At 59.3% G+C, this 23,508-nt stretch carries 23 protein-coding genes; 11 read left to right on the top strand and 12 right to left on the bottom strand.

Annotated features, from left to right (window positions below):
- Positions 1-32 precede the first annotated feature (32 nt).
- A complete protein-coding gene (locus tag VL130_RS19015) occupies positions 33-665 on the top strand; it encodes a 2OG-Fe(II) oxygenase (protein WP_325365513.1) in 633 nt (210 codons plus the stop codon).
- Positions 666-764: 99 nt separating this feature from the next.
- Here the strand turns inward: VL130_RS19015 and VL130_RS19010 are convergent, their stop codons facing one another.
- Positions 765-1,604 (bottom strand): hypothetical protein, encoded by an 840-nt coding sequence (locus VL130_RS19010; RefSeq protein WP_325365511.1) that lies wholly within the window; start codon positions 1,602-1,604, stop codon positions 765-767.
- A 55-nt stretch (positions 1,605-1,659) separates the two neighbouring features.
- Between VL130_RS19010 and VL130_RS19005 the strand changes: the two genes are divergently transcribed.
- Both VL130_RS19005 and VL130_RS19000 read left to right on the top strand, forming a co-directional pair.
- A complete protein-coding gene (locus VL130_RS19005; RefSeq protein ID WP_325365510.1) occupies positions 1,660-2,256 on the top strand; it encodes a TIGR00730 family Rossman fold protein in 597 nt (198 codons plus the stop codon).
- A 1-nt stretch (position 2,257) separates the two neighbouring features.
- Complete coding sequence (locus VL130_RS19000; protein WP_325365508.1) at positions 2,258-2,959, top strand: VIT family protein; 702 nt, start codon at positions 2,258-2,260, stop codon at positions 2,957-2,959.
- Here VL130_RS19000 and gltX read toward each other — a convergent pair.
- Positions 2,956-4,296, bottom strand: a complete 1,341-nt coding sequence (gene gltX, locus VL130_RS18995; RefSeq protein ID WP_325365506.1) for a glutamate--tRNA ligase — start codon at positions 4,294-4,296, stop codon at positions 2,956-2,958. The two genes, VL130_RS19000 and gltX, sit on opposite strands and share 4 nt — an antisense overlap.
- A 217-nt stretch (positions 4,297-4,513) precedes the next feature.
- On the opposite strand from gltX, the gene VL130_RS18990 reads away from it, so the two are divergent.
- Complete coding sequence (locus VL130_RS18990; RefSeq protein ID WP_325365504.1) at positions 4,514-6,652, top strand: putative bifunctional diguanylate cyclase/phosphodiesterase; 2,139 nt, start codon at positions 4,514-4,516, stop codon at positions 6,650-6,652.
- A gap of 29 nt (positions 6,653-6,681) precedes the next feature.
- On the opposite strand, the gene dksA is transcribed toward VL130_RS18990, so the two are convergent.
- Together dksA and VL130_RS18980 are read right to left on the bottom strand one after the other, a co-directional pair.
- The gene (dksA, locus tag VL130_RS18985) at positions 6,682-7,101 is read right to left on the bottom strand and encodes an RNA polymerase-binding protein DksA (RefSeq protein ID WP_325365502.1); all 420 of its coding nucleotides are present in this window, start codon (positions 7,099-7,101) and stop codon (positions 6,682-6,684) included.
- Positions 7,102-7,319: 218 nt separating this feature from the next.
- Positions 7,320-7,742 carry a flagellar assembly protein FliX gene (locus tag VL130_RS18980; protein ID WP_325365500.1) on the bottom strand — a complete coding sequence of 141 codons (423 nt, stop codon included), beginning with the start codon at positions 7,740-7,742 and terminating at the stop codon, positions 7,320-7,322.
- Positions 7,743-8,088: 346 nt separating this feature from the next.
- Between VL130_RS18980 and VL130_RS18975 the strand changes: the two genes are divergently transcribed.
- The 3 genes from VL130_RS18975 to VL130_RS18965 are packed head-to-tail and all read left to right on the top strand — an operon-like array spanning position 8,089 to position 9,925.
- The gene (locus VL130_RS18975; protein ID WP_414636335.1) at positions 8,089-9,150 is read left to right on the top strand and encodes a flagellar basal body P-ring protein FlgI; all 1,062 of its coding nucleotides are present in this window, start codon (positions 8,089-8,091) and stop codon (positions 9,148-9,150) included.
- A complete protein-coding gene (locus VL130_RS18970; RefSeq protein ID WP_325365496.1) occupies positions 9,150-9,485 on the top strand; it encodes a rod-binding protein in 336 nt (111 codons plus the stop codon). The genes VL130_RS18975 and VL130_RS18970 overlap by 1 nt, the downstream gene beginning before the upstream one ends.
- Complete coding sequence (locus VL130_RS18965) at positions 9,485-9,925, top strand: flagellar basal-body protein FlbY (RefSeq protein WP_325365494.1); 441 nt, start codon at positions 9,485-9,487, stop codon at positions 9,923-9,925. The genes VL130_RS18970 and VL130_RS18965 overlap by 1 nt, the downstream gene beginning before the upstream one ends.
- Here VL130_RS18965 and VL130_RS18960 read toward each other — a convergent pair whose 3' ends face one another.
- Positions 9,926-10,981 carry a hypothetical protein gene (locus VL130_RS18960; RefSeq protein WP_325365492.1) on the bottom strand — a complete coding sequence of 352 codons (1,056 nt, stop codon included), beginning with the start codon at positions 10,979-10,981 and terminating at the stop codon, positions 9,926-9,928. It lies immediately after the preceding gene.
- A gap of 254 nt (positions 10,982-11,235) precedes the next feature.
- Between VL130_RS18960 and uvrA the strand changes: the two genes are divergently transcribed.
- The gene (uvrA, locus tag VL130_RS18955) at positions 11,236-14,145 is read left to right on the top strand and encodes an excinuclease ABC subunit UvrA (protein ID WP_325365490.1); all 2,910 of its coding nucleotides are present in this window, start codon (positions 11,236-11,238) and stop codon (positions 14,143-14,145) included.
- Positions 14,146-14,204: 59 nt separating this feature from the next.
- The gene (locus VL130_RS18950; RefSeq protein WP_325365488.1) at positions 14,205-15,020 is read left to right on the top strand and encodes a carbonic anhydrase family protein; all 816 of its coding nucleotides are present in this window, start codon (positions 14,205-14,207) and stop codon (positions 15,018-15,020) included.
- Here the strand turns inward: VL130_RS18950 and VL130_RS18945 are convergent.
- Positions 15,017-15,952, bottom strand: coding sequence for a hypothetical protein (locus VL130_RS18945; protein WP_325365486.1), 936 nt, complete (start codon positions 15,950-15,952; stop codon positions 15,017-15,019). The two genes, VL130_RS18950 and VL130_RS18945, sit on opposite strands and share 4 nt — an antisense overlap.
- 36 nt (positions 15,953-15,988) lie before the next feature.
- On the bottom strand, positions 15,989-16,777 hold the full coding sequence (locus VL130_RS18940) for a hypothetical protein (RefSeq protein ID WP_325365485.1): 789 nt from the start codon (positions 16,775-16,777) through the stop codon (positions 15,989-15,991).
- A gap of 147 nt (positions 16,778-16,924) precedes the next feature.
- Between VL130_RS18940 and trmFO the strand changes: the two genes are divergently transcribed.
- Both trmFO and VL130_RS18930 read left to right on the top strand, forming a co-directional pair.
- Complete coding sequence (gene trmFO / locus VL130_RS18935; protein ID WP_325365483.1) at positions 16,925-18,325, top strand: methylenetetrahydrofolate--tRNA-(uracil(54)-C(5))-methyltransferase (FADH(2)-oxidizing) TrmFO; 1,401 nt, start codon at positions 16,925-16,927, stop codon at positions 18,323-18,325.
- A 42-nt stretch (positions 18,326-18,367) separates the two neighbouring features.
- Positions 18,368-19,102, top strand: coding sequence for a DUF1353 domain-containing protein (locus VL130_RS18930; protein WP_414636334.1), 735 nt, complete (start codon positions 18,368-18,370; stop codon positions 19,100-19,102).
- Here the strand turns inward: VL130_RS18930 and VL130_RS18925 are convergent.
- The 5 genes from VL130_RS18925 to yajC all read right to left on the bottom strand — a co-directional run bounded on the left by VL130_RS18925 (position 19,099) and on the right by yajC (position 23,494).
- The gene (locus tag VL130_RS18925) at positions 19,099-19,767 is read right to left on the bottom strand and encodes a squalene/phytoene synthase family protein (RefSeq protein ID WP_325365479.1); all 669 of its coding nucleotides are present in this window, start codon (positions 19,765-19,767) and stop codon (positions 19,099-19,101) included. The two genes, VL130_RS18930 and VL130_RS18925, sit on opposite strands and share 4 nt — an antisense overlap.
- A gap of 6 nt (positions 19,768-19,773) precedes the next feature.
- Entirely contained in the window at positions 19,774-20,415 is a 642-nt protein-coding gene (locus VL130_RS18920) for a hypothetical protein (RefSeq protein WP_325365477.1), read from the bottom strand.
- Between the two features lie 94 nt (positions 20,416-20,509).
- The gene (secF, locus tag VL130_RS18915) at positions 20,510-21,484 is read right to left on the bottom strand and encodes a protein translocase subunit SecF (RefSeq protein WP_325365475.1); all 975 of its coding nucleotides are present in this window, start codon (positions 21,482-21,484) and stop codon (positions 20,510-20,512) included.
- Positions 21,485-21,496: 12 nt separating this feature from the next.
- Complete coding sequence (secD, locus tag VL130_RS18910; RefSeq protein WP_325365473.1) at positions 21,497-23,089, bottom strand: protein translocase subunit SecD; 1,593 nt, start codon at positions 23,087-23,089, stop codon at positions 21,497-21,499.
- A gap of 42 nt (positions 23,090-23,131) precedes the next feature.
- Positions 23,132-23,494, bottom strand: a complete 363-nt coding sequence (gene yajC, locus VL130_RS18905) for a preprotein translocase subunit YajC (RefSeq protein ID WP_325365471.1) — start codon at positions 23,492-23,494, stop codon at positions 23,132-23,134.
- Positions 23,495-23,508 lie beyond the last annotated feature (14 nt).

Below are 23,508 nucleotides of genomic sequence, written 5' to 3'. Positions count from 1 at the left end.
TGCTATAAGCGGTCTGAATTCAAGGTATAATCATGCTCCGTTATGACTCCATTGCCGCAACGCCGGCATCCGACTACCCGTTTCGCAATCTGATAGGGTCAAATATCCTGCCGGCTGAACTGGAAGGCGATATCGCGCTCGATTTTCCGCAGATCGACAAGACCGGCTTTATGCGTCCTGAAGACTTTCCCATGGGACCGTCTTTCAAGGCATTGCTGGCAGAGGTGCGGAGCGACGGTTTCGCAAAAGCCATCGGTGATAAGCTGGGTGTGAACCTGGTTGGCAAACCGTCATGGGTGACCGTGCGCAAATGGTCGGCGCTGAAGGACGGGCGGCCTCATACCGATGGCGCCGACAAACTGGCGTCGGCCCTCATATACCTCAATCCGGAAGGCAGCAGCGGCGGCAATCTGCGTTTTCTCGAAGGCCCGGATCAGGCCGGTCCCGGCACGGATGAAGTCAATCCGGGCTATGGCCATTTCATCGCTTTCCCGCGTCTCGATAATTCCTGGCACGGTCATACGCCTTTCGAGGGCGAACGCCGCGTCGTCCAGATCGCATGGCTGGTCAGTGAAGACGCGGTGGCGCGAAAGGCCAAGCGCCACGGCCTTACTGAATTCCTAAAAAAGCTGTTCTCGAAAACCAGACAAGACGAGATGATGTAAGGCAAGGGCGACCGGATAACCGGCGCAGCGCCCGCCGCGCACGTTTGCGCGTCTCTTCAAAGAAAAATGCAGACAACATTGGTGTTTTAAAGCGAGGCTTTAAAACACCAATGTTGTCTGCATACCCCCACCGGGCAGAACCCAGTCAACGCGCCAGCCATCTTCAAAGCGTGTGATCCGGTCGCCATCGCCGGCGATACGAGAATCCCTGAAATTGCGAACCGTTTCCTTTCCGCCTGCCAGGACCGACAAGCTATTGGCGGCTTCGGTTGCGTCCGGCGGTTCGATCTGGGTGGTGGCGGTATAGAAACCCCGGTCGTCGCTGGTCGTCCGCGCCCGGATTTCTCCGTTCAAAACAACCTCAATCGCCGTTGTCGGCGCCACGCGGCCGGCGATAGCCAACGCGCCGGCGCGGTCGTAATCGATCACCGCAACCGTCGTGAGATCATTGAACAACGCCAGGCTGGGCGCGCCCGGCCGCATCAGGACCGCCTTATCCGGTGCCCCGGCCGGGATGAACAGCCTGCCATCGGCGTGCATCGAACGGCCGCTGTCCTCCGTCGACAGATCGAAAAGGCCGCCATTTGGCCCTGACGGCAGTTCGGCGCGAAACCGCCCCTTGGAATCGGAGGTGACGCCAACGGCGCGATTCCCGGCATAGCTGAATCGCACGCGCGCATTGGCGATGGTCTGGCCGGTTACAACAAACATGTTGGACCCAGCCTGGTCCACCCCGGTTATTTCCGGCGCGCGCCAGTAACCGGCGGCCTCAAGGGCGCTGGTCGCTTCCGTCGCCTTCGGTTTTTCCCCGCACCCGGCAACGGAAGCCAGCAGGGAAAAACTCACGACACAAAGGATATGGCGGGCACGGATTAGCGACATGCAGACATCATTATCCGTTTTCTGGCCATAGGAACAGGGGCCTGTAAGGATTGCCATTCAGTTTTATTCGGATGACAATGCGAGTCGCCCCGTTTCAAAGATTGACCCGTTTATGACCTCCTCCCCCCCCGACATTCGTTCCGTCTGCGTCTATTGCGGCTCCTCCTTTGGCGGTAATCCGCTTTACCGGCAGGCGGCGCGCGATCTGGGACAAATTCTCGCCGGCGCCGGGCTGAGGCTGGTCTATGGCGGCGGCGGGGTTGGCCTGATGGGCGAAACCGCCCGCGCCGTGCATGAGGCCGGCGGTCAGGTTTTAGGCATCATGCCGAAATTCCTGCAATCGCGCGAAAGTGTCTTCGACGAGGTCGAGACGCGCATCGTCGCTAACATGCACGAGCGCAAGATGATGATGTTCGAGGAAGCCGATGCTTTCGTGGTGGTGCCGGGCGGCGTCGGCACCCTGGAAGAGGCCATCGAACTGATGTCCTGGCGCCGGCTGGACCTGCACAAGAAGCCGGTGATCTTCCTCAATACAAACGGCTATTGGGAGCCATTTTTCACGCTTATTCGTCATACAGAAGTGGAAGGCTTTACGCCATCCGCCTTTCTCGATACCTATCTCAGCGTCGACACGGTCGAAGCGGTTTTACCAGCCATCACCCGCGCCGGCGCACACACGGTCAATATAGATACGCGACGGGTGGTATAACATGACGCGCTCTCACAAGGCTTCGGAATTACATTTCATCTCGCGTATCGGCTGGCTGCGCGCAGCTGTCCTCGGCGCCAATGACGGTATCATCTCGACCGCCAGCCTGATCGTCGGCGTGGCGGCCAGTTCCGCCGACAAGAGCGCCATATTGCTGACAGGCGTGGCTGCCCTGGTGGCTGGCTCTCTTTCCATGGCGGCGGGTGAATATGTCTCCGTCAGTTCGCAAGCCGACACCGAAGCCGCCGATATCGCCCGCGAAACCCAGGAACTGAAAGATTTTCCTGAAGCCGAGATTGAGGAACTGACGCAGATATATATCGGTCGCGGTCTTGAACCGGCCCTGGCTCGTCAGGTCGCCGGGCAACTGATGAAAACGGACGCCTTGAAAGCCCATGCCCGAGATGAACTGGGCTTCTCAGAACATACCGAGGCCAAGCCCATTCAGGCGGCTCTAACCTCGGCTGTTACCTTCGCCTCCGGCGCCATATTGCCGCTGCTGGCCATGTGGGTCAGCCCACGACCGTCAATCGTCTGGGTCGTCGCTGTCTGCGCTCTGGTCTTCCTTGCTGCGCTTGGCGCGTTGGGGGCCGTGGCCGGCGGCTCCAACATGGGCAAGGCTGTTTTCCGCGTCACCTTCTGGGGCGCAATCGCTCTGGGTATCACAGCCGGCATCGGCAAATTGTTCGGCGCGGTTGTTTAACCCTGGAGGCGCTGCGCGATTTTGTATCTGCCAATAAGGAAACTGAGCGCGCCCATATCCGGGCCGTGCTCCTGCCCGGTCAGGGCCAGACGCAACGGCATGAACAAGGCCCGGCCCTTGGCGCCGGTCGTTTCCTTGATGGCCGATGTCCAGACGCTCCAGCTATCACGGCCATAATCGGCCGGCAGCAATTCAAGCGCGCGCGCAATCAGGGCCGGATCGCTGATAATAGGCTCGATGTCACCCTCTACGATCTTTACCCATAACACGACCTCCGCAAAGCGGTGGAGATTGGGCTTGACGGTATCCCAGAATAGCTCGCCCAGATCAGCGCCGAAATCTTCCAGACGTGTTTTGACATCGGCATAAGACAGCCCCTGCAATACCTGCGCATTCAGACGCATCAGATCGGCAAAATCATATCGTGCCGGGGCGCGGCCCATCTTGTCGAAGTCCTGACCTTCCACCAGCGCCAGCAATGACGGCGCGGCTTCCAGCGCATCGGAGGTGCCGATTTTCGCCAGATGAGAGGTAATTGCCAGTGGTTCCAGGCCGTCGTCGCGCATTTGCGAGATTGACATTGAACCGAGACGCTTGGAAAGCCCCTCCCCGTCGGCGCCGACCAGCAATGGCATGTGAGCAAACACCGGCAGCGGCGAACCACCGAAAAATGCCGAAAGCGCCTCGAAAATCTCAAGCTGCGTACCGGTATTCGCGACGTGATCCTCGCCGCGAATAACGTGGCTGATCTTCATGTCGATATCATCCACCACCGACGGCAGGGTATAAAGGAAAGCACCGTCCTCGCGTATCAGCACCGGATCGGACATCGAGGTGGTGTCGACTTCGCAATGGCCGCGCACCAGGTCTTCCCAGGCAACCCGCTTGCCTTCGAGCTTGAAACGCCAGTGCGGCTTGCGGCCTTCGGCTTCAAAGGCGGCGATCTCTTCGGCGGTCAGGCTCAAAGCGGCGCGGTCATAGATCGGCGGCAAGCCGCGCGACAACTGTACCTTGCGGCGGCGGTCGAGTTCATCGGCCGTTTCATAGCAGGCGTACAGGCGACCATCCGCCTTTAGGGCCTCGGCGCACTTCTGGTAGATATCAAAACGCTTCGATTGATTGTAGCGCTCGTCCCATTCCAGTCCGAGCCATTTCAGGTCGGTTTCTATCAGGTCTTCGTTTTCCCTGGTCGAGCGTTCCAGGTCGGTATCATCGATCCGTAGCACGAAGATGCCCTGATGCTTCTGCGCAAACAGCCAGTTAACGAGCGCGGCGCGAACATTGCCGGCATGGATACGGCCGGTGGGCGAAGGAGCAAAGCGAACCTTGACGGTCATGGGAATAGTCTCATTGGCAAAAGGAGCCTTCCCTTACCCCCGCGCGCCTGATTTGAAAAGGCTTGATACGAAACACGGTAAACGCCGCTTAGGAACCGTGACTGTCCGGTCAATCTTTTATGACATCAAGCGCTGATTAAGGTCTTGCCGCTACTCCCCCTCCCCAAGGCGCAAAATCGCGCTGGTCAAGTGTCACGTTAAAGTAAGGCGTAGCTGAATGCAGAAGGCCCTGTGCATTTCCGATATTACCGATCATATCGATCCGGTTTCCCCGCAATGCCAAAACTCCACCCTCTATGAAGCCTTCCGTGACGAGTCCGATCTCATGGTCATCGCCGTGGTCGATGATGCCGGATGTGTGCTTGGCCTGATCGAGCGCCATGCCTTCAACCTGACTATGGCCGCCGAATATGGCCGCGCCCTTTACGGTAACAAGCCCGTCACTACCCTGATGGACCCGACGCCGCTACTGGTCGATACCGCCACGCCGTTGCGCGATTTTACCCGGACGACGCTCAGCGAGCGCCCCTCGGAACTGATGCGCGGCTTTATCGCCACCCACGACGGCCGCTACGCCGGTGTCGGCACATCGCTTTCGGTGCTTAAGGCGATCAGCGCCGATCTGCATCAGTCCCTGGGCCGTCAACAGGAAATGACCAACGACCTGATCCGGCTCGGTAGCGAATCTCAGCGCCACCAGACCTTCCTCAACATGGTCATCCAGAATATCCCGGCCATGGTATTGGTGAAAAACGCCACCGATCAGAAGATCGTCCTGCTCAACAGCGTCGGCGAAGACATGCTCGGCGTATCGCATGACACAGTGGTCGGACTGACGAGCGGGGACTTCATGACCGCCGAACGCGCCGCGCTCTACAATACCTACGACCAGATGGCCCTGCAAAGCGAGGACGCCATCATGCTTAAGGAAGAGCACCTTACCGATACCCACGGCCGCCAGCGTATCATTCAGCTCAAGAAAACCGTTCTGCGCACCCCTTCCGGTGACGCCGACTGCATCCTGACTCTTGGCACGGATCTGACCGAACAAAAGCAGGCGGAAGCCCGTATCGCCCATCTGGCGCATTATGATCCGCTCACCGGTCTCGCCAACCGCGCCCTTTTTACCCGCGAAATGGATGCCGCCCTCAGCCGCGTCCAGCGCCTTGATCGCAAGGTCGCCCTGCTCTGCCTCGATCTCGACCGCTTCAAGGCGATCAACGATTCCTATGGCCATATGACCGGCGACCAGTTGCTGACCGAAGTGGCCGAGCGCCTGCGTGGCTGTGTGCGCAAGAGCGATATTATCGCGCGCATGGGCGGCGATGAATTCACCATCATCCAGGATATCGAAAGCGCCGAAGACGCCCAGTTTTTGGCGGGCCGGATCGTCGACGCGATGAAACTGCCGATCGTGATCAATGAAACGGCTCTGGACATCGGCGTCAGCATCGGCATCGCCCTGGCGCCATCAGATGGCATGGACGCCAACAATCTGCTGTCACGCGCCGACCTCGCCATGTATCGCGTCAAGGCGGAGGGCCGTAACGGCTGGTGTGTCTATCGGCCGGAAATGGATGCCCAACTCCAGGGCCGCATCGAGATGGAACACGACCTGAAACTGGCGCTCGCCGGCAATCAGTTCCAGCTCTATTATCAGCCCCTGCTTAATCTCGACACCGGTCACGTCGTCTCATTTGAAGCCCTGTTGCGCTGGCATCATCCGGTTCGCGGCCTGGTATCGCCGGGCGAATTCATTCCGCTGGCCGAGGAGTGCGGCCTGATCGGACAACTTGGCGAATGGGTACTGAACAAAGCCACGCAGACAGCCGCCTTGTGGCCGCAGAACTGGCGCGTGGCGGTCAATATCTCGCCGCTCCAGTTCCGTCACAAATCACTGGTCAATCTGGTAAAGAAGGCATTGAAAACGTCCGGCCTGCCGGCCACGCGCCTGGAGCTTGAAATCACCGAAAGCGTCATCCTCGAAGACGAAACGCACAATCTCGCTATCCTCAATGCCATCCGTGCCCTGGGCGTCCGTATCGCCATGGACGATTTCGGCACCGGCTATTCGTCCTTAAGCTATCTGCGCACCTTCCCGTTCGACAAGATCAAGATCGACCAGTCGTTTGTCCGCGACTTGCCGCACGACAAGAACGCCCTGTCGATCGTCCGTGCCATCACTGATATGGCGCAGTCGCTCGGTGTACTCATCACGGCCGAAGGCGTCGAAACCGAAGCGCAGATGGATGCCTTGAAAGCGCTCAATTGCGGCGAAGCGCAAGGCTACCTGATAGGCCGCCCAGCGCCAGAGATAACGGCCTATCTCATGCCGACCGTCAGGTACGGGACATAAAAAAAGCGCCGGTCAGTCCGGCGCTCTTGTCAGTCATCGCGGTGGACGCGCTCGGAACGCTCGTGGCGTTCCTGGGCTTCGATGGAGAGCGTCGCCGTCGGGCGGGCTTCGAGACGGCCTAAGCCAATCGGTTCACCGGTCTCTTCGCAGAAACCGTAAGACCCGTCATCGATGCGGGAAATGGCTTCGTCGATCTTGCTGATTAGCTTGCGCTGGCGATCGCGTGTGCGCAATTCAAGAGCGCGGTCGGATTCCGACGAGGCGCGGTCCACCAGATCCGGATGATTTTCCGTCTCTTTCTGCATGATGTTGACCGTTTCCTTGGCGCCTTTCAGGATTTCATCCTTCCAGCCGTTAAGCTTTGCGCGGAAATAGGCCAACTGGCGGGTATTCATATATTCTTCGTCTTCAGTCGGACGGTATTGTTCCGGAACTTGTACGGCAGACATTCGCTTTGACACCCCTGTTGATCGACGCATGGTCCCGGTGTCTTAAGGCTGGACACCGCGATCCCTAAACAGCAAAAACAATACCAGTCGCCGCCGCCCTTCCCGCCGGACATGGCAGCGCGATTGCGCGGCTTATAAAGGGCTATGATTAACCTGTGAAGCGATTTTACGCGGCCGTGCTTTAATTATGCCGTGAGCCGCCGGATGCGATCGCAGAATTACATCAACCGGCGCTTGGCCAGTTCGACGCAGGCACGGGTCTCGATCTCGTTGAGGACACCTTGCAGGCGGTCGTCCTCGATCTCTTCGCGCTGGAGCGCGATCATCGATTGCAGGCGGATCAGGGCTTCATCGTCTATATCGCCGGAAAGCACGCTGACCTTGATATCATCCAGAGCATCAAGAATGTCATGCGACCGTTTGATCTGACGGCGGCGGCGGCCGGTCAGCACGTCTTCCTCACCCTGCAAGGCCATCAAGGCATCGATGCCCATCATACCGAAGGTAGCCGAGGTCTCGGCCATCGCCGCGGATTTCGCCGCGCCGTCACTGCCGGACAGTGAAAAACCGCCCCCGGCCTTTTTTACGCTGCTACTGCCGCTTACGACCGCGCCGGTAACCGAATTGATCCTGAACGTCATGATTAGACCTGTCTCGAATCCACACACATTATATATTGAAACGCCGTGCAGTTTCTTCTCTTCCGCCAAGCCCCTCAGAGCGCCTGGCGAAAACCGGCTTTTGCCAGTCTTGACGACACGGCCATTATTGCCGCCTTCGGGTAAGCGAAGCCTTAACGCCCCGGCATAATTTTCCCGTTGACATAAACACCCCGGAAGCGCCGCGCCAACGCACTGATATATATAAAAAAAATGCCACCGATTCGTGGCACGGATTTCGCAAACAGACCGATAGTTATGGTTAACGGGTAAATTCATGCTGCTGTCGAAACTGAAAACCGCCTTCTGCGCCACCGCTCTCGTCGGGATGATGCTGTACAGCCCAGCTATGGCCGGCTCGCGCATCAAGGACATTGTGGATGTCGAAGGCGTGCGTACAAACCAGTTGATCGGTTACGGCATCGTTATGGGCCTCAACGGCACTGGCGATACGGTCCGCAACTCCCCCATGCTCAAGCAATCGATGGAAAGCATGATGGAGCGTATGGGCGTTAATATCCGTGACGCCCAGCTCAATACCAAGAACGCCGCCGCCGTCATGGTCACCGCCGAGTTGACGCCTTTCGGCGCCTCTGGTTCACGTATCGATGTCACGGTCTCGGCCATGGGCGACGCCAAAAGCCTGCTCGGCGGCACCCTGCTCGTTACCCCCCTCCTCGGCGCCGATGGCGAAGCCTATGCCGTGGCGCAGGGCACTGTCCAGACTGGTTCGGTATCAGCCGGCGGCGCGTCGGGTTCGTCGGTCACCAGGGGGGTGCCCACCGCTGGACGCATCGCTTCGGGCGGCACGATCGAACGCGAAACGGCGTTCAACTTCAATTCCATGCCGTTCCTGCGCCTCACTCTGCACAATCCCGATTTCGCCACCTCGCGCCGCATCGCCGATGCCATTTCCAGTCAATACCCCGGCACGGCTATTGCGGAAAACCCTTCCATCGTCGCCATCAAGCCACCCGCCGGCATGACCATGATGGACTTTATAACCCTGGTCGAGCCAATAAATGTCGAGGTCGACACCCCGGCCAAGGTGGTGATTGATGAGGTCAACGGCGTCATCGTCATGGGCGAGAATGTCCGCATCTCGCGCGTCGCCATCGCCCAGGGCAACCTCACCATCCGCGTCGATGAACAACCCGGCGTCAGCCAGCCTGCCCCCTTCTCACAGGGTCAGACGGCCATCATTCCGTCAAGCACGGTGAGCATCGACGAGGAAAAGGGCAAGAAGCTGATCCAGCTTGGCGGCGGTTCTTCACTGTCCGATCTGGTAGCCGGCCTCAACGCTCTCGGTGTGACGCCGCGCGACATGATCGCCATATTGCAGTCCATCAAAGCCGCCGGCGCGCTTCAAGCCGACATTCAGGTGATGTAATGGACTCAAGCGCTCTCCTCACCCTGCAAACCGCGCAAAGCCAGGCAGCAACCGCCCAGCAGAGTCAGGCGACAGCGGCCATGACCGGCAAAACCGGCAAAAGCAACGCCAAGCTCGGTCTCGATTTCGAGACCATGTGCCTGACCAACCTCCTCTCCCCCATGTTCGAGGGATTGCAAACCGATGGCCCATTCGGCGGCGGTCATGCCGAGGAAACAATGCGTTCCTTCTATGTCGGCGCTATGGCCGGCCAGATGGCCAAGCGCGGCGGCATCGGTATCTCCGACATGATGCAGAGTCAGTTATTGAAATTACAGGAAAAGGGAGTTGCCTGATGGCCCTCGCCGCCGCCAACGTCACCGAACGCGCCCGGCAACTGATCGCCCTGACCGGTCGTCTGGGCGAACGCCTTGTGGCCGAAACCGCCAGCCTGCTCGCCCGGCGGCCACAGGATATTTTCGAGGGCATCGAAGAAACACGCAACCTGTCGAACCTCTATCGTCATGAATCGATGCGTATCAAGGCCGATCCCAGCCTGCTGGAAGGCCTGAGTCCCGCCGACAAGAAGACCCTGCGTGAAGCGACCGAACTGTTCCAGGACCGCCTGCACAAGTACGAACTGGCCGTCAACGCCGCCAAGACGATCACCGAAGGCATTATCAGCGCCGTGGCCGACGACCTGAACAGCCGCCGCAAACAGACTTCGCCTTACGGCGCCAAGGGCCGCACACTCGATACCGGTCCACAATCGCTGAATTTCGGCAAGAAGGCCTGATTACTGATCTTTCGGATCGGCCGTGCCGCCACCATTGCCCATATTGCGCTGGTCCTTTGCATTGGAATAGGCGCCCGGTTGCGGCGCCTGATCACGCTGGTCGGCGGCGGTCGGCACATGGGTGACGCGGTTCCAGTAGGCGTCGTTGCCGGCAGAGGTCTTGTAGCGCAGCGTCTTGTCCTTCTTCGCCACGGCCGCCTGCAAGCCGGCGTCAGGCTTCGGCCCCATCGCTTTCTGGCTGGCTAGATCGCCCATCTCGCAATCAGTTGGCAAGGGCTTGCCTGACTTCTGGGTCGCTACGCACCAGTCGTGATTCTGCAAGGCCTGCGTCACCTGTCCACGACCGCCCTTCAGCGTGCCTGTGCCACTCGGCAACCCGGCTGGCGGCGACATGGCGCCCAATCGCCCACCGCCACCGGCCGGGGCCAACCCGGACGGCGCGACCTTTTGCAGGCTGGGCACACTGATATTTGGTGTTTCGTGCAGGTTCAGGTCGCTGACCTGGCCAACGGCTTCCTGGGCTTTCGCATCCAGCTCTTCCTGCGCTTTCTTTTTGGCCCGCGCGCTCATCGACGGGCTTGGCGGCGCATCGGCGACCGTGGCCGGCGCCGTCAGGTCAAGCGGCTTTTCCTTCGGGATGGTGACAGTGATCGGCTTGACCGGCTGCGGCTGAACGACCGGCTGCGGCACGGCGGCCGGCGGCGCCTGCTCCGTCTCGCGCGGGGCCTCATTGACCGGTTGCGGCGTTTCCGGCTGCTGAACCTCACGCGGCACGACAACCGGCACAGGCTCCGGTTTTACTTCGGGTTCAGGAAGCGGCGGCGCCTCCCATATCTCGGCAGGCAGGAACGGCTCTTCGATCATCTGACTGTCGAGATTCCAGATTTCCGGATGAGTGGCGACCAGCATCCAGAACAAAAGCCCGTGCAGACCCAACGCCAGGACAATGGCCCCCGTCAGCCGCGAGCGGTGACTGGTGCGCGCCGTTACGCCTGCCAGCCACAGTTCAATACTGTCGCCGATCTGGTTGCCTATCCGGTTTATACCAGCCTGCATATGATTTCGGCCCTCTTTCGCCCCACCCTGACGCCAAAGTGAGGAAAGATTCAGGCCGTACTTTGTCCGCTTTATATGAAGGAGTCAAAAGGCCATGCTGACAAAATCGGGCAGCCTGTCCGTTCAGTATCAAAATCCGATAGGGTTTGATGCGCCAATTGATTAATGTTGCCAAATTGTTCTTGCGCACCTCTGGCAAATCGCGGCAAAGCCTCTATATACTCCCCTGTTCCAAATATTGAGGATATGCGCGTATGGCGAAGCCTTTCGATCAGGACTTTATCAAGGTTCGCGGCGCCCGTGAGCACAATCTCAAGGGCGTGGATGTCGATATTCCGCGCGGCCAGCTTGTCGTCCTGACCGGCCTGTCGGGTTCGGGGAAATCCTCGCTCGCTTTTGATACCATCTATGCCGAGGGCCAGCGCCGCTATGTCGAATCGCTGTCGGCCTATGCCCGGCAATTCCTCGAGCTGATGTCCAAGCCCGATGTCGACCTGATCGAAGGCCTGTCGCCGGCTATTTCCATCGAGCAGAAGACAACTTCGAAAAATCCGCGCTCAACCGTCGGCACGGTCACCGAAATCCACGACTATATGCGCCTGTTGTGGGCGCGCGTTGGCATCCCCTATTCGCCCGCCACCGGTCTCCCGATCGAGAGTCAGACCATTTCGCAGATGGTCGACAAGATCATGGCCCTGCCGGAAGGGACACGCCTGTTGCTGCTGGCCCCCTTCGTGCGCGGCCGCAAAGGCGAATATAAGAAAGAAATCGCCGATCTCCAGCGTCAGGGCTTCCAGAGGCTTAAGATTAACGGCGAGTACTATCCCATTGAAGAGGCGCCGAAACTCGACAAGAAGTTCAAGCACGACATCGACGTGGTGATCGACCGTGTGGTGGTCAAATCCGGCATCATGGCGCGTCTGGCCGACTCGCTGGAAACAGCGCTGCGCCTGGCTGACGGTCTCGCCATTGCCGAACACGCCGATCTGGAAGAGGGCGATACTGAACCGAAGCGCATTATCTTTTCGGAAAAATTCGCCTGCCCGGTTTCTGGTTTCACCATCACCGAGATCGAGCCGCGTCTTTTCTCGTTCAACAATCCCTATGGCGCCTGCCCGACCTGTGATGGCCTCGGCGTCAAGCTGGCCTTCGACAAGGAGATGATCGTCGCCGACCCGAAACTGTCGCTGACCGGCGGCGCCATCGCGCCGTGGTCTAAAGGCCCTTCGCCACTCTACGCCCAGACCTTGCAAGCCCTCAGCCTGCACTATGGCTTCAAGATGGATACGCCGTGGCAGAAGCTGGACGAAGCGGTGCAGAACGTTATCCTGCACGGCTCGGATGGCCAGAAGATCAAGTTCACCTACGAAGATGGCAATCGCCGCTACGATGTCACCAAGGTGTTCGAGGGCGTCATCCCCAATATGGACCGGCGCTGGCGCGAAACCGATTCGTCATGGGTGCGCGAAGACCTGGCCCGCTATCAGTCGGAAACGCCCTGCGAAGCCTGCGGCGGCGCGCGCCTCAAGCCGGAAGCCCTGGCGGTCAAGATCGACGCCAAGAATATCTCGCAGATTTCCGGCCTGTCCATTCGCAAGGCGCATGAATGGTTCTCCACGGTCGAGGATAAACTGACACCGCAATCGCAGGAAATCGCTCGTAGAATCCTGAAAGAAATCAAGGACCGGCTGCGTTTTCTTAATGATGTAGGTCTGGATTATCTCAACCTGTCGCGTAATTCCGGCACCCTGTCCGGGGGCGAAAGCCAGCGCATCCGTCTGGCGTCACAGATCGGTTCCGGCCTGACGGGTGTTCTTTATGTATTGGATGAACCGTCGATCGGCTTACATCAACGCGACAATGACCGCTTGTTGGTCAGCCTCAAGGGTCTGCGCGACCTTGGCAATTCGGTGTTGGTGGTCGAGCATGACGAAGACGCCATCCTGCAAGCCGATTACGTCATCGACATGGGGCCGGCGGCTGGCGTGCATGGCGGTGAGATTATCGCTCAAGGGGTGCCGGCTGATATCAAGGCGAATCCAAACTCCCTCACAGGCCAGTACCTGACCGGCAAACGCGAAATCCCGCTGTTCTATGGCTCAGGTCACAATGACCAGCGCCGCCCGATCAACAAGAAGAAGATGTTGAAGGTGATCGGCGCCCGCGGCAACAATCTCAAAAATGTGACGGCTGAAATTCCGGTCGGGGTGATGACCTGTATCACCGGTGTTTCCGGCGGTGGAAAATCGACCTTCACGCTGGAGACGCTTTACAAGGCTGCCGCCCGCCGTCTGAACAATGCCTCGGCCCACCCGGCACCGCATGACAAGATCGAGGGCCTGGAATTCTTCGACAAGATTGTCGAGATCGACCAGTCACCGATCGGCCGCACCCCGCGCTCCAACCCCGCCACCTACACCGGCGCTTTCGGCCCAATCCGTGACTGGTATTGCGGCCTCCCGGAATCAAAGGCGCGCGGCTATGGCCCCGGCCGCTTCTCGTTTAACGTCAAGGGCGGCCGCTGCGAAGCCTGTTCGGGCGATGGCCTGATCAAGATCGAGATGCACTTCCTGCCCGACGTCTACGTCACCTGCGATGTCTGCAAGGGCAAGCGCTACAACCGCGAGACCCTCGATATCTCGTTCAAAGGCCATTCCATCGCCGACGTGCTGGATATGACGGTCGAGGAAGGCGCGGAGACCTTCAAGGCGGTGCCGACCATCCGCGACAAGCTGGAAACCCTCAAGCGCGTCGGCCTCGGCTATATCAAGATCGGCCAGCAGGCGACGACGCTTTCCGGCGGCGAGGCCCAGCGCGTCAAGCTCAGCAAGGAACTGTCCAAACGCGCCACCGGCAAGACGCTGTATATTCTTGATGAGCCGACCACCGGCCTGCACTTTGAGGATACCCGCAAGCTGCTGGAAGTGCTGCACGAACTGACCGACAGTGGCAACACCGTCGTCGTCATCGAGCACAATCTCGACGTCATCAAGACGGCTGACTGGCTGCTCGATTTCGGTCCGGAAGGCGGCGATGGCGGTGGCGAGATCGTGGCTTACGGTACGCCGGAACAGGTCGCGGCCAACGACAAGAGCTGGACCGGCAAGTATCTCAAGGGGATGTTGGCCAAGCACAAAAAGCGCCACCTCGAACCGGCGGAATAGTTCGCCTCAAAGGGGAGCGCGCTTAATCTCCATTAACCCTTTTTCGGCACTGTGGGGGCATGAAAAGCTTGAGTCGCGCCCCCCTCGCCCTAATAGTCAGCCTGCTGGCCCTGTCGCTTGTCGCCTGTTCGGGCAAGAAGGACGCCCATGCGCCGACGGGCGCTGAGCAGGTGCATGGCGGTTCGCCTGTGTCCAAATGGACCTATGACGGCGATACCGGACCGGATCACTGGGCGCAACTCGGCGGCGCCTCGGCGATCTGCGGCACTGGTCAGCGGCAATCGCCGGTCGATATCGTTGGCCAGCCGAAAATGCAGTTTTCACATATTCTGCTGAACTATAATTCAGTGACCGCCACCATTCAGAACACCGGCAAGACGGTGCGTGTCGTGCCGGCGAATGGCGGTGATCTCGAAGTGGATGGCGCCAAATATGCGTTGAAGTCAGTCGAATTCCACAGCCCCAGCGAACACGCCATCAATGGCCATCATTCGACCCTGGAAAGCCAGTTTATCCACGTCGATGATAAGGGCCATACGGTCATTGTCGCGGTGTTGTACGATATCGGTGTGGCCGATCCGATGCTCGGTTCGCTGTGGACCTACCTGCCGTCCGATCCGGGCCAACCGGTGCCGCTGGCCGACCTGCTGATCAATGCGCAGGACCTGATGCCCGGCACTCAGGATTTCTATGTCTATTCCGGTTCGCTGACCACGCCGCCCTGTAGCGAAGAGGTGACGTGGATGGTTTACAGCGCGCCCATGACGATCAGCGCCGAACAGGCCGACGCCTTCCAGCGCCTGATCGGGCCAAATGCCCGCCCGCTACAGGCGCGCAATAACCGCGACTTTTTCCGCCTGGCTGGCACGAATTAGCCGGCGGCCTTTTCCTCGACTTTTTGCGGCTTGACCTTGCCTCTCAGGGCGCGATAGGCCGCCACCGGCGCGCCAAGCTGTATCGCCGCCATCAGGGGCGCCACGAAGGCGAATGTCAGCACCAGCGCGATGACCGAGGCCGGCGTCAGAAAAGTCGTCAGATTGGTCAGGTCGGGCATGATCATGTCCCCCGTCACTTTCAGGCCCAGACTGAGAACCTGCACGGCTTCGATGATCTTGTCACACAGGAACCGCACCACGACCGCCAGGGCCATAGCGGTGGCGTAACCGGTGAAAAGCGACCAGAACCGTTCATTGGTCATGGCGAAACTGCCGAGAATGTCCATACGCCGCGTCTCAAAGCTCTGCGCGCCGTTGAGCGACAGGCGCAGCCCCAGCCAGGCCGCCGTACCAAATCCCACGATAACGCTCAGGGTCTGCACACCGGTTGCGGCCTGGGGACTGGCGCCGCTGGCCAATAGCCCGATAATTCCGCCAACAACGCATATGCCGGCAAAAAGCCCCATCAGCAGGGCCAGGGTAGCCGCGCGCACGGCGATCATCCGCACTTCCTGCACGCCAAACGCCAGGAAACCCAGACGATCATTGGTTTCCCCCAGCGACACCCGGCAGATGGCGCAAACCAGAACCGAGGTCATAAGCAGGTAGACCGGCAGGCAGAAGACACCGGCCAGCAATATCTGCTGCGTCATTTGAGCCATATAGGCCTGGTCGAACTTGGGCGCGGCCATGGTCGAGCTATTAACAACCATCGTATTGAAGGCGACCAGTTCCGGCCCGGCCACCTGCACCATGATCAGGCTCATGACACCGTAACCGAACAGGGTGATCGCGCCCCAGAAGGCAATCAGTTTCGGCCGTTCACGAATGATACGGAAGCCCTCGAAGGCAAAATCGAACGTCAGGTTCATACACGGATCTCAGCCGCCCGCACGTTCGCGGACGGCCTATTTAGACCTGATCGCCATGATCTGCCTATAGGCAGACGCCAAAAATCCGACAATCAGCGGGAAAAGCCCAAAAATACTCAATGCAAGCAAAGCGCTATGAAGCGATATAAAAGCGCTGGCATGACCAAAATGATGCACGGCCAGACCACAGACAAGCGCAAACGGCAATATAATCGTTATCAGCCCGATAAACAGCTTGCCGACATTGCCGGTGCTTAAGCCCAGAACATTCAGCGTCACCAGTTTACGGCTGCCGATATTGGCAGCCGGCATGAGGGCGAATTTCAGCGCCACGAAAATCAGGAATACGGTCGCCGCGATGATATAGACGATGAAAACGTAATCGGCCCCGCTGTGGCGTCGCCATATGGCGCAGACCGCCGCCACGGAATTGTCATAGCCCGCCGCCAACCCCGACAGGCTGAGCGCGACGGCGAAGACAAGGAAAAGCGCCACCGCAATAAGCATGACAAAGGCTGCAACGATCAGAGAAGCGAGGAGCAGGCGCAGTTCGGGCCGCGCGATCTGCAAACCGCCGAAGCCCAGCCCTTCCGATTTGGCGTCCTTGCCGAACAGTGCGATACGGTAGAGCGCGCCCTGCGAGATAAGCTTTAGAAGCAACAGGCTGAAAATGAGAACGAGCGGCGCGAACATCAGTGGCAGTTGATGACCGGCCAGCAGCAGAGGCCCACCGGCGAGGACAACGAACATCGGGATCAGCGCCAGCCATGCGCCCGCCCACGCCCGCGGCAGAAACGCCACGGCGGCCTTCAAAGCCTTCGTCACTGAAAAATCCGCACGCATATTACCCCCGCTATGGCCCGTCCCGTCATTTCAGGCCAATCGTGACTTAGAAACAAATCCATTCGCTTTAAAAGCTTATTTCGTTAATACCGTCGCATTTCCCATCCGCCCTTGCTATAGCGCCACACCATGACACATTCTCCCTCTCCTGTTCACGTAATCGGTGGCGGCCTCGCCGGCTCCGAAGCTTGCTGGCAACTCATTCAGGCCGGCGTTCCGGTCATCCTGCACGAAATGCGTGGCGGCACACGCAATGGCGAGCCGATCACCACCAACGCCCACCATACCGACGGTCTGGCCGAACTGGTCTGCTCCAATTCGTTCCGCTCGGATGACTGGCAGTTCAATGCCGTAGGCCTGCTGCATGAGGAAATGCGCCGGTCGAATTCGCTGATCCTGGCCTGCGCCGACAAGCATCAGGTGCCGGCCGGCGGCGCCCTGGCCATGGACCGCGACAATTTCAGCGCGGCGGTCACCGAAACCCTGGCCAGTCATCCGCTGATGACCATCATCCGCGAGGAAGTCACCACCCTGGCCGACAAGGACTGGGAAAATGTCGTGGTCGCCACAGGCCCCCTCACCTCAGAGGCCCTGTCGCAATTCGTGCTCGATGTTTCCGGCGAAGGTCAACTGAGTTTCTTCGACGCCATTGCGCCGATCATCCATTACGATTCCATCGATATGTCGAAGGCCTGGAAGCAATCGCGCTACGACAAGGAAGGTCCCGGCGGCGATGCGGCGGCCTATATCAACTGCCCGATGGATAAGGCTCAGTATGAAGCCTTTATCGACGCCCTGCTCGATGGCCCGAAAGCCGAATTCAAAGACTGGGAGCATGTGCCCTATTTCGACGGCTGCCTGCCGATCGAGGTGATGGCTGAGCGCGGCCGCGAAACCCTGCGCTATGGCCCGATGAAGCCGGTCGGCCTGACCAACCCGCATAACCCGACCGTCAAGGCTCATGCGATTATTCAGCTCAGGCAGGATAACGCCCTGGGAACGCTGTATAATATGGTCGGCTTCCAGACCAAGCTGAAACACGGTGCGCAGGCCGATGTCTTCCGCATGATCCCCGGCTTGGAAAACGCCCAGTTCGCCCGCTTGGGCGGTCTGCACCGCAATACCTTCATCCAGTCGCCGAAAATTCTCGATCGCGAACTGCGTCTCAAATCACATCCGGCAGCGCGCTTCGCCGGACAGATCACCGGCGTGGAAGGCTATGTCGAAAGCGCTGCCATCGGTATGCTGGCCGGTCGCTTCGCCGCGGCACAGGCATTGGGCCGAACGCTTTCTGCTCCGCCTGAAACCACCGCCTTGGGCGCCCTGCTCAACCACATCACCATCGGCCATCTGGAAGGCGGATCGTTCCAGCCGATGAACATCAATTACGGCCTGCTGCCGCAACTGGAAGCGCCGAAAGTTGATGAAGCGGGCCAGAAAATCCCCCTGAAGGAACGTGGCCGCGCAAAAAAACGCCTGATGTCACTGCGCGCCTTGCAGGATTTGCAGGCCTGGCTAAATATGGCCTGAATTTCGGATTAGTCGAGTATAAAACGGTTAGAGGATCAGGATATAACCTTGCGTTCGTTGAAACTTTCCGCTCTCGCCGCCCTGTTCGTCCTCGCTGGCTGCGCCACGACAAAGACGACCGAAACCGTCTATGTGCCGGTGGCGGCGCCCGTCTTCCCCAGTTCTCTGACGCCGCTGCCGATCATGCTGTTCAACCAGACCAAACAGGGCCGCAAGCTCTTTACGCTGAACGCTGAGTTCCCCTATTGCGACCCCGGCACCGGCATGGTGATCGTGGTGCCGAAATGGTACGTCACCGACTTCGCCTCGGTGCCGTGGTATGGCCAGAGCGTGATCGACCCGCAAGGCCCGACCGCCCGCGCAGCGATCATCCACGACTGGCTCTATACCATTGGCGAACCCGGCAAGCGCGACGTGGCCGACGGCATCTTCTATCGCGCCATGATCAAGTACGGTGTCCCCGAATTCCAGGCGCGCATCGCCTATAATGCTGTCCACGTTGGCGGTCAGGCGGGCTACGGATTAGCCGGGGACTGGCAGTTTATCGATCCGGCGCATCAGGACGCCAAACAGCTTGCGCCCTTCCCCAAGCCGCGCACCGGTGCGGTCAGGGTCATGCCGAAGTGCCAGGGTTTCAATGAACTGATCCAGTCCGGCTGGCGCGCCTATCCGGAAAAGCCGGTCAATATTGCCGTGCCGCCGCCGGTCATTGTGACCGAAAAGCCATTTGACGATGTGCTGAAAAAGCTTCCGTCGTGGGGCAAGAAGAAAGACTAGATACGGCCGGTCACGAACGACCAGAAAAGGCGAAAGCGCTTGGTCAGCGGTCCCGGCACACGGCCATGCCAGTAGATATCGGCCAGCGACGACGGCAAGGCCAAGGGCATAAGCGACGCGGACAGATTTTTCGCCGCCTTTTGCGCCTCGCGTTTCAGATGCGCAAACTCCACCTCGCCGGCATCGCTTAATCCGCGCGTCGCCTTGATCCGCGTCATGCCATGAAGGCGCGCGATATCGGTCAGGTCCGCGGCCTCGCCCAATATGTTTGCGGCCATGCGGAACAAAGGGGCCTCACCGCGATCGACCACGCCAAGCGCGTCCTTGATCCTCAGAGCGCCCTTATCGAGCAGAGGCATCTGGCCTTCGATCAAATCGAGAAAATCCTTTGGCGATAGATCATGGGTGGCAATCATTGCCTTCAAGGCTTCTGTCAGGGGGTGATAACGCACCGCACGCCCCTGTTCGATTTCCTCAATGGCTTCATACCACCAGCGCAGCCGGATTTCGCCCATCAGCGGGTCGGTCGTCCGCTCGGGAATATCACGCAGGATTTCGAGAAAGGCGAACAGGACCAGCACTTCACCACGCTTTTCAGCGTCCGGAATGAAAGCGCAGGAAAGACGAACGTCCTCGGACTTCGGCAGTAATTCAGAGGACGTCACGCGAATTTATCCAAAAAGAGTCTGATACATGGCCATCGACGCCAACATCGGCAGCGACAACAGCGTATTGATACGGCTGAACACCATCGCCTTTTTCGCAGCGGCAGCCTTTTGTTCCGGCGTGAAGCCTTCACGCAGGCCCAGGGCGATCTTTTGCGCCGGCCAGATGGCGTGCCAGACATTCATGAACATGATCAGGGCCAGCCACATGCCGACGCCGATAAAGATGAACTGGGCATTGGCCTTGTCGAAGCCAAACACATAGCCGCCAGCGCCAGGCGTCACGATGCCAAAGCTCAGGGCCTGAACGATATAGCCACGCAGCCACGCCAGGGCCAGCCCGAAGACGACCGTGAACAGCGCCGAATAGCGGAACCAGAACAGGGCTTCGGGCGCGATATATTTGCTGACCGCCGGTTTAAGCTCAGCCGGAATATCAGGCATGACGCGGATCTGCACGAAGTTGAAATAATAGAGCAGGCCCACCCACAGCACGCCGCTCAGGACATGCGCCCAGCGCAATACCGCCGTCAGGAAAATGGCGTCAAAACCGCCCGGCGAATGGATGCCGAACCCGACCATGACCACGATCGCCAGCAACAAACTGACGATCATCACATTGCGAAGATTACTTAAAAAACCAGCCATGACGCGCCCCTGTCGTTGATTGAAGTGAGTCGCACCTTATGCGAACCTGACCCGCAAAGCAAAACGGCCTCCGATGCGGAGGCCGTTTAAAGCCTTACGGCATTTGCTTCGGTTTCTTGCCGTCTTTGAAACCGCCCAAATCGACGACTTCGGCATCCGGGTCATTACGGTTGACGCCCCAGATCAGGATGATCGGCAGGGCGACGTAGATCGACGAATAGGTGCCGATCAGGATGCCGAAGACCATAGCGAACACCAGCGGGAACAGGGCCGGGCCACCAAGGAACAACATGCCCGCCAAAGCGAGAACAGCCGTCGAACCGGTGATGATGGTCCGCGACAGACGTTCGTTTTCCGACAGGTTGATAATGTCGGCCAGCGGCGTCTTCTTGAACTTGCGCAGGTTTTCGCGCAGCCGGTCAAAGGTAATGACCTTTTCGTTCATCGAATAACCGATGACGGTCAACAGCGCGGCGATCGAGGTCATGGTGAATTCGATTTGCAGGAAAGCCATCATGCCGACGGTCAGGGCGACATCGTGCAGCACGGCGATAACGGCGCCCGAACCGAATTGCAGACCCGACGGGAACCGTATCCAGATATAGACCAGCATCAGCAGCAGGGCCGCGCCAAGCGCCAGGAAACCGGAGCGCAGCAATTCAGCCGAGACCTTGGGGCCAACGACTTCGGTGCGCTTGAAAGTGATGCCGGGCACGGCGGCGGCGAGCTTGGATTTCACCGCCTCGACACCGTCGTTGTTTTGCTGCTGCTCGCTCAGCTTGAACTTGATGATGACGTCGCGGGCGCTGCCGAAGGCCTGGACCGAGGCGTCTTCCGCCCCGAATGTGGTCATGCGGGCGCGCAGGTTCCCCAGGTCGGCGGCGGCGGGCGTCTCGACTTCCAGCACGTTACCGCCGGCGAAATCGGTGCCGAGGTTCAGGCCATGCGTGAACAGCACCACGACGGTGGCCAGGATGGCAAGCCCGGAGATGACGGCGGCGACCGGCGCATATTTCGTAAAGCGGAAATGGAATTCGGTCGGCAGGTTTTTGATCAGTGGCCAGTGCATGGGCTTGGAACCTTAAATCGGAAGTTTTTTGGGCTTGGTGGCGCGATACCACCAACCGAGCAGGACCTGGCTGACCAGGATGGCCGAAAAGACGGAGGTGAAGACACCGATCATCAGCGTCCAGGCGAAGCCGCGCACCGGACCGGCGCCAAAGACGAACATGATGAGCGCCGAGATCAGCGAGGTGATGTTGGCGTCCAGGATCGAGACCAGGGCGCGCGAGAAACCGACATCGAGCGCGGCGATGGGCTTGTGCCCGCTGCGTTCTTCGTCACGGATGCGCTCATAGATCAGCACGTTGGCGTCAACGGCCACCGCGAGGCTGAGGATCAGGCCGGCGACGCCGGGCAGCGTCAGGGTGGCCTGGAAGAAGGTCATCGCGGCGACGATCAGCACCAGATTGACCAGCAGGGCGGCGATGGAGACGCCGCCGAAGACGAAGCCATAGGCCAGGAACATGAAGACAACGATGGTGATGAAGGCGATGATGGTCGAGATCATGCCGGCATGAACCGCGTCCGCCCCCAGTTCGGCGCCGACGGTGCGCTGGCTTTCAAAGTTCAGCTTGGCCGGCAACGCGCCGCTTTTCAGCACATTGACCACTTCGGAGGCTTCTTCATGGGTGAAGGAGCCGGTGATCTGACCGGTGCCACCGGTAATGGCGCCCTGAATGGTCGGCGCGGACACGATATGCCCGTCAAGAATAATGGCGAAGCGTTTGCCGATATTACGCGATGTGGCCTCACCGAAGGCCTTGGCCCCCTCGCCGTTAAAGGCGAAGTCGATGGCCGGGCGTTGGTACTGATCGACGCCGACGTTGGCGCGGGTCAGGCTGCCGCCGGCGACCAGGATGGCTTTGCGCACGACAAGCGATTGGCCGGTGCTGTCATCCATCAGCGCTTCGGAGCCTGGCGGAATACGACCGGCTGCGATATCGGAGGGGCTGACGGTTTCATCGACCATCTGGAAGGTCAGCTTGGCGGTACGGCCGATGATGCGCTTCAACTGTTCAGGATCACTCTCACCCGGCGCTTCGATGACGATGCGGTTGATGCCCTGACGGCTGATCGACGGTTCCTTGGTGCCAAGGCTATCGATCCGCTTGCGGATGACTTCGATCGAGGTTTCCACCGCGCCGGCTGAGGTCGAGCGGATGCCTTCCTGCGTCAGGGTCAGGGTAATCGTCTGATCGTTGCCGCGCTGGACATTCATGTCGTTGACCGCGGCGTTCTTAGGCAGAGGCGTCGCCAGACGGGCCAGCGTGCTGTAAGCGCTATTGACGGCCGCCGGATCGGTGATACGGACACTGACTGTGGTGCCTGAGGCCGTAAGCGCCGAAAAGGCGATCGACTTTTCGCCGAGACGCGCCCGAACTTCTTCCGTGACACTGTTGATCTTGGTCTTCACCAGATCATCGGTATCAACTTCCATCAACAGATAAGAGCCGCCTTGCAGGTCAAGCCCCAAGTTGAGCACCTGGGTCGGCATGAAACCCTTTACCTGATCCCGCACACTGGCCGGGAGGAAGTTGGGCAAGGAAAATAGAATGCCCAGAAGGAGGGCAACAACTACCAGCCCTACCTTCCAGCGGGATAAATTGATCATGATCGGGATGCTCGGTCTTGAAACTGCAAGGAAAGTAAGGGCTTAGCTTTTGGTGGCGTTAGCCTTGGAATCGTTGGCCGGGGCCGGTTCGCCCTTGACGCGGACTTCGGCGATCATGGATTTCACCACTCGCACGTTCACGCCGGTAGCGACTTCCACCATGATTTCGGCGTCTTCGACGCGGGTGACCTTACCGATCAGGCCGGAAGACAGGACAACCGTGTCATTGCGCTTCAGGTTGGTGATCATCGTCTTGTGCTGCTTGGCGCGCTGGCTTTGCGGACGGATCATGAAGAAGTACATCGCTCCGAAGAGGATGAGCATCATCGGCAGCATGGTGAGAAGGTCACCACCAGCAGCGGGGGCGGCGCCGGCAGCCTGGGCAAAGGCGGGAGTTGCGAACACGAACGTCTCCTGAA

This window comes from Asticcacaulis sp. (genome assembly GCF_035497195.1).
Classification (GTDB): domain Bacteria; phylum Pseudomonadota; class Alphaproteobacteria; order Caulobacterales; family Caulobacteraceae; genus Asticcacaulis.
This window is presented reverse-complemented; position numbering and strand designations above follow the sequence as displayed.